This is a genomic window from Massilia sp. Root335 (genome assembly GCF_001425685.1).
GTDB lineage: Bacteria > Pseudomonadota > Gammaproteobacteria > Burkholderiales > Burkholderiaceae_D > Telluria > Telluria luteola.
The window spans coordinates 1-4,783 of sequence record NZ_LMCY01000059.1; the positions used below are offsets into that span (position 1 = coordinate 1).

8 protein-coding genes are annotated in these 4,783 nt (G+C 59.3%); all 8 read right to left on the reverse strand.

From position 1 onward, the window contains the following. Window positions 1-110 precede the first annotated feature (110 nt). The 8 genes from ASC93_RS27315 to ASC93_RS31190 all read right to left on the reverse strand — a co-directional run bounded on the left by ASC93_RS27315 (window position 111) and on the right by ASC93_RS31190 (window position 4,639). Window positions 111-518, reverse strand: coding sequence for a heme-binding protein (locus ASC93_RS27315; RefSeq protein WP_056450192.1), 408 nt, complete (start codon window positions 516-518; stop codon window positions 111-113). A 53-nt stretch (window positions 519-571) separates the two neighbouring features. Next, window positions 572-1,516: a patatin-like phospholipase family protein gene (locus tag ASC93_RS27320; RefSeq protein WP_056450194.1), complete on the reverse strand. Its 945-nt coding sequence runs from the start codon at window positions 1,514-1,516 to the stop codon at window positions 572-574. 292 nt (window positions 1,517-1,808) lie between these two features. After that, entirely contained in the window at window positions 1,809-2,198 is a 390-nt protein-coding gene (locus ASC93_RS31805) for a DUF6283 family protein (protein ID WP_056450196.1), read from the reverse strand. 59 nt (window positions 2,199-2,257) lie between these two features. Next, window positions 2,258-2,425 carry a hypothetical protein gene (locus ASC93_RS31180; protein WP_157202142.1) on the reverse strand — a complete coding sequence of 56 codons (168 nt, stop codon included), beginning with the start codon at window positions 2,423-2,425 and terminating at the stop codon, window positions 2,258-2,260. 121 nt (window positions 2,426-2,546) lie between these two features. After that, a complete protein-coding gene (locus ASC93_RS27330) occupies window positions 2,547-2,849 on the reverse strand; it encodes a hypothetical protein (protein ID WP_056450198.1) in 303 nt (100 codons plus the stop codon). Window positions 2,850-2,866: 17 nt separating this feature from the next. Then, complete coding sequence (locus tag ASC93_RS31185; RefSeq protein ID WP_157202143.1) at window positions 2,867-3,298, reverse strand: hypothetical protein; 432 nt, start codon at window positions 3,296-3,298, stop codon at window positions 2,867-2,869. Between the two features lie 39 nt (window positions 3,299-3,337). After that, the gene (locus ASC93_RS27335) at window positions 3,338-4,300 is read right to left on the reverse strand and encodes a DUF2806 domain-containing protein (protein WP_056450200.1); all 963 of its coding nucleotides are present in this window, start codon (window positions 4,298-4,300) and stop codon (window positions 3,338-3,340) included. A gap of 33 nt (window positions 4,301-4,333) precedes the next feature. Next, window positions 4,334-4,639, reverse strand: coding sequence for a hypothetical protein (locus ASC93_RS31190; protein WP_157202144.1), 306 nt, complete (start codon window positions 4,637-4,639; stop codon window positions 4,334-4,336). Between the last annotated feature and the right edge of the window lie 144 nt (window positions 4,640-4,783).

Here is a 4,783-nt window from a genome sequence, read left to right on the forward strand (position 1 = left end):
ATGATGATAAAAGGTGTCACCTATGTCTCTGGACAAGTGTCCACTATGTCTCTGTGCCAAACAGGCCGCCCACCCTACGGCCCACGCAGCCGCAAAAAACGGGGGGGCGTTTACAGGCCGAGCGCGGCGATGCCGGCCTTTGCGATCTGGGCATCTTCCGCCGACTTCACGCCGGACACGCCGACGGCGCCGACGACCTGGCCGTCCACGACGATGGGCACGCCGCCTTCCAGCATGCCGTCCAGTTCCGGCGCGCGGGCGAACGACACGCGGCCGTTGTTGATCATGTCTTCATAGATCTTCGATTCGCGGCGGCCCAGCGCGGCAGTCCTGGCCTTGGCCGGGGCGATGTGGGCCGACACCGGCGCGGCGCCGTCCAGACGCTGCAGCCACAGCGGGTGGCCGCCGTCGTCGCAGATCGCGATGACGACCTTCCAGCCATTGGCGACGGCTTCGTTTTCCGCGCCGGCGGCGATCTTCTTGATGTCTTCGAGGGTAAGGACGGGCTTGGTTTGCATCTTGATATCTCTTTCGTGGTGCGTTACAAAAATAGTCTGCAGGTGCCGCAGGATCAGCGCGCGGCCGTCATCGGCGCGGGCGTGCTCTGCTTGGCCTTGAGCCTGGCCTTGAGTTCGGCCATCACGCCGGCCGCCGCCTGTTCGCCCGCCAGCACGGCCAGGTTGCGGCCGTTGAAGTCGGCGCTGCCCATCGCGCCCAGCGCGGGCGTGATGACGACGTCGGCACTCTTCAGCTCGAACTGGTTCAGGCGCTGCCCCATGATGGTGAACGTCTGCATCAGCACATCCATGGAGCTGGCCGTGGCCTGGGCTTCCGTCGCGCTGGAGATATTCACGGCGATGATGAATTCGGCGCCCATCTCCTTCGCGAAGCGCACCGGCACGGGGGCGACGAGGCCGCCGTCCACATACGTGCGCTTGCCGATCACTACGGGCTGGAACACGCCGGGCACGGCGGACGACGCGCGCACGGCCATGCCGGTATTGCCGCGGCGGAACAGGATGGGCTGGCCCGTCTTGAGGTCCGTGGCGACGGCGCCGAACGGGATCTTGAGCTTTTCGATCGGGCGGTTGTGCACGGCCTTGTTGACATAGGCCTGCAGCGCCTCCCCTTTCAGCACACCGGGCGCCTTGCTGAAGAACGGAATGGCCCAGTCGGAGATCGTCGTCTCGTCCATGTCGAGGGCGATCTTCTGCAATTCGAAGCCGTTGTAGCCGGACGCATACAGCGCGCCGACGACGGAACCCGCGCTGGTGCCGACGACGATGTCGGGCACGATGCCCTGGGCTTCCAGGGCCTTGATCACGCCGATGTGGGCAAAGCCGCGCGCGGCGCCGCCGCCCAGGGCGAGGCCGATCCTTACGTGGCGCAGCGGGAGGGGTGCGGGCGCGGGCGCGACGGCGACCGGCGCGGCGGGCTGGGTGGGCGCCGAGCCGCAGCCGGCCAGCACTGCCGCCGCGCCGAGCGTGGCGAGAATGGAACGTCGGGAGAGGGTCATCCGGAACGGGCTGATAAACGGGACAAAGATGGGATTGTAACCCGATCCTGGCGTTTATCGTGGGAAGCTGCATGACCAGCGCACTTGGGGCCCTGCCTACGCAGGGGCGACGGTCTTCAGGGGGCGAACAAAGAAAACGGAGAAAATCGGGCGCTAGGACAGTTTCGGCAACCGGCCGTAGTGGGATGCCAACCGACATCCTAGTTTTCCTCACCGGCTGACCTCATGCCAACCCTCTCAACGGCTCAGCCGGCTCACGGCCGGCGTCAGTACTGCTGAGGATTTTTCCGGTCTAGTTCGGTTCATCAACCGGGGACGTGGCCCGGAGCTTTTCCAGCACCTGCTGGTAGTTCAGGTGGAGCGAGGGCCAAGCGGCACCGGAGCGCAGCGCTGACGGGTCCAGCCGCCTCATCGCCACGGCCAAACGCACGCCAGGATGACGATGGCCAACCGTCGCCATCCAGCCAGCGCAGGCAAGCTCGCGTCCTTCCTTGGACTGGTGGCATGCGAACATGCTTGCGCCGATGTCTGGTCCCATCCCACGTTCGTCCGGACACGTCGCGGCCAGGTCCTCGGCCAAGTCCAGATCGAAGTTCGGAATGTCCTGTGCGGTCGCGTCCAGTCGCCAAGGACACGAGGCGCACGGCGTCGCGAGGGTGGTCAAGGTACAGGTATCGGACATCGCTCGTTTCCTTGAGATTGGCTTACTGCTGCCGCACATAACGGCAGGGATAAACCAACTTAGTTGTCGTTTCCTTTGCCGAGGATCTTGTCGGCCTCTTCGTTGGCCTCGTCGATCAATTCAGCGGGCGCATCATCGATGCTCGAAATTCCGAGCGCCTGAAGGTGTTCATTTACCAGAATGTCTCGCTTGCTCGACTGTGCGTCGTCGTCTTCGATCTCGTTCATCATCTTCTTCCTATCGGCTGCCGGCCGGTTATCGGGCGCACGCGGCGCTTTTCTTCGGCTTATCGACCAACGCGGAGCCCGTCATCCAAAACAGATTCCTCGTCGATCACCACGCAATTATTCAGGTAGAAGTCTCGTTCGGCCCACGCGGCACACCAGCCATGCTCCATGCCTGTAACCGCCACCATGAACTGTGCTGCCCGATCGGGAGACAGACCGAAAGCCCAACGGCACTTTGCTGCAGTAGATGGGAATAGGCTTGTCGATCCGCCTTTGCTTGCTCTTGGAACTGCTCATCAGGCAAACCCGCAGCGAAGGCCATGTAACGCCAGTGCGCCGCGTCCAGGATGGCACGTTGCTCGTCCGTCAAACCAGCGAGAATATTGTCTGCTTTCTGAATTTGTGCATCGCTTTTGGTACTCATGTGTTTTCCGTTCTACATCAGAACTGCAGTTGTGGCTTCAAAATCGTAAGCAAACGCCAGAGTTGAGGAACTTGTGACCCGTACTCCCGTAGAGTGCCCGGTTCAGGTCGTTGGTGTTCCCACAGTCCATGCCATTCGCTCTTATTCGTGACGATCACAGATTCGTCCACCTCAGGGAACTGATCGGCTGTGATATCGACGATCCATTCACCATTTTGCAACCACGCGTGCGAGGATGGGCTGCCATCGCCTTCATACCTATTTCCGCAAACATACATAAACCCGCTGATGCCTGCGTCATCCAACACCTGTCCGAGTACTAGCGATGTGTCGCCACAGGCACCGCGGGGAAACGATGTCCAAGGAAGCTCAGCAGGATCGCACGTTTCAATGGCTCGACGCATCGCTCCGGCGATCTGCTCAATACGGAATTTATCCAAATTTTTCATCCTCTAGTTCTTCCAGGCCCAGCCGCCCTCGCACGGTCTTTACAAGTCTGAAATGCCCACAGTGAAGTCCTGAGCCTCAATCAGCATTACCATGGCTACTAAGCATTCTTCGCTTGGCGCATACTGCGGGACCGTGAACACCTCCTTGCCTAAGCGGCTGACGTGCAAGACAGGAATTTGCAATATTTTGGCAGGATCGTCATGGCTGATGAGCAGACGCTTACCCAAGCGCTCAACAGGCCAGGTGAACTGAAACTCGCCCTCGACTTCGGACTCGATCTTCGTCTTCAACCTTGCTGCGACGCCCGAGATCATCCCTAGCTCCTGTAGGCCGGACAACACGCCAAACGACACTCCCACCTTTTCGAACAAACCCTCGTGATTGAACAGCACGTTCCCGAGGACGAACGGCGCAACGCGTTCGATGTCAATCGCCTCTTCGCGCGAAAGATTGCCGAGAAAATCGAGCGTACGTAGGCTGCAGCTGCCCGGATGCCTTAGCTCGCCGGCCAAGATCTGCCCCCAGAAATGGCTTAATTCGTCGTAGGAGACGGCGCCAGCGCGTTGGCGCCAGCGTTGCAGCCAGTCGCCATGGACGCGGCAGTCGGGTACGTCTTGTTTGCCAACGACCAGCTCTAACTCTGCAAAGAGTACCGCCTTGGACACGTTTACCTGCTGCCTGAGGCCGTCTGCGATGACATCTTGCGTGATAGTCCTTACGAGTTCCGACTTTGCCATCGAATATGGGCGCAAACCATGGTAGGACCCTGGGAAAGCATTGGTATCGTCGGGGCTCGACGAATTCATCGGTATCCGTTTGTGCGAGTCGAGCGGGATATCGCGCCACGAGAGCGACAGCGCGTCAAGCTGTTGCAGGACCTCTTTGCTCGGGACTTCCCGACGAAGATGCCATGGCTGGAGAAGCGAAGCAATGCCGTTTCCAGCGAGCGTTTCGAAAAGTCGCTGGATCATTCGTTCGCCGGGATAATGCATCGCTGTCATGATGTCATCAGGCTTGTTTGTTGTTTTCCTCAATCACCCGACAACGCGTGCTAAGGCTTTTTGAACGCGATCGAAAATCGCTGGGTCGTGTTCACTCTGGCTTCGTTTGAATGCCTTCGCGGCCGACATTGCTTCAGCTTTGCTTAGCAGGAAACTTTCTTCAGCGGGATGGTCGTCTTCTACGCTGATTTTGACTTGAAAGCCGTTTTCGACCAGATCGATGCGAATCTGCGGAAAGCCACTGAATCGAAAAAGATTCACTCGGAGATCGTGTATCGCACATAGCGCGACAGCGCCTGCTATCTCGCAGGTAGAGATACGTTCTTTTGTAAAATACATTGCTTTTCCGCTTACTCTCGCTCAAGGTCAATGAGGGATTCTTCGTCGTCGATTGCCCAAGACAGATTTGTGACCACCGATGGGGGTGTACCAGATTCTGTGTAAACGAGTCTTTGTTTAAGTCTGCGGCACGCGGTCTTCAAA

Bases quoted from the DNA above. Each gene is read 5' to 3' on its own strand.
- ASC93_RS27315 (WP_056450192.1), bottom strand. From the start codon at position 518: ATGCAAACCAAGCCCGTCCTTACCCTCGAAGACATCAAGAAGATCGCC.
- ASC93_RS27320 (WP_056450194.1), bottom strand. From the start codon at position 1,516: ATGACCCTCTCCCGACGTTCCATTCTCGCCACGCTCGGCGCGGCGGCA.
- ASC93_RS31805 (WP_056450196.1), bottom strand. From the start codon at position 2,198: ATGTCCGATACCTGTACCTTGACCACCCTCGCGACGCCGTGCGCCTCG.
- ASC93_RS31180 (WP_157202142.1), bottom strand. From the start codon at position 2,425: ATGAACGAGATCGAAGACGACGACGCACAGTCGAGCAAGCGAGACATT.
- ASC93_RS27330 (WP_056450198.1), bottom strand. From the start codon at position 2,849: ATGAGTACCAAAAGCGATGCACAAATTCAGAAAGCAGACAATATTCTC.
- ASC93_RS31185 (WP_157202143.1), bottom strand. From the start codon at position 3,298: ATGAAAAATTTGGATAAATTCCGTATTGAGCAGATCGCCGGAGCGATG.
- ASC93_RS27335 (WP_056450200.1), bottom strand. From the start codon at position 4,300: ATGACAGCGATGCATTATCCCGGCGAACGAATGATCCAGCGACTTTTC.
- ASC93_RS31190 (WP_157202144.1), bottom strand. From the start codon at position 4,639: ATGTATTTTACAAAAGAACGTATCTCTACCTGCGAGATAGCAGGCGCT.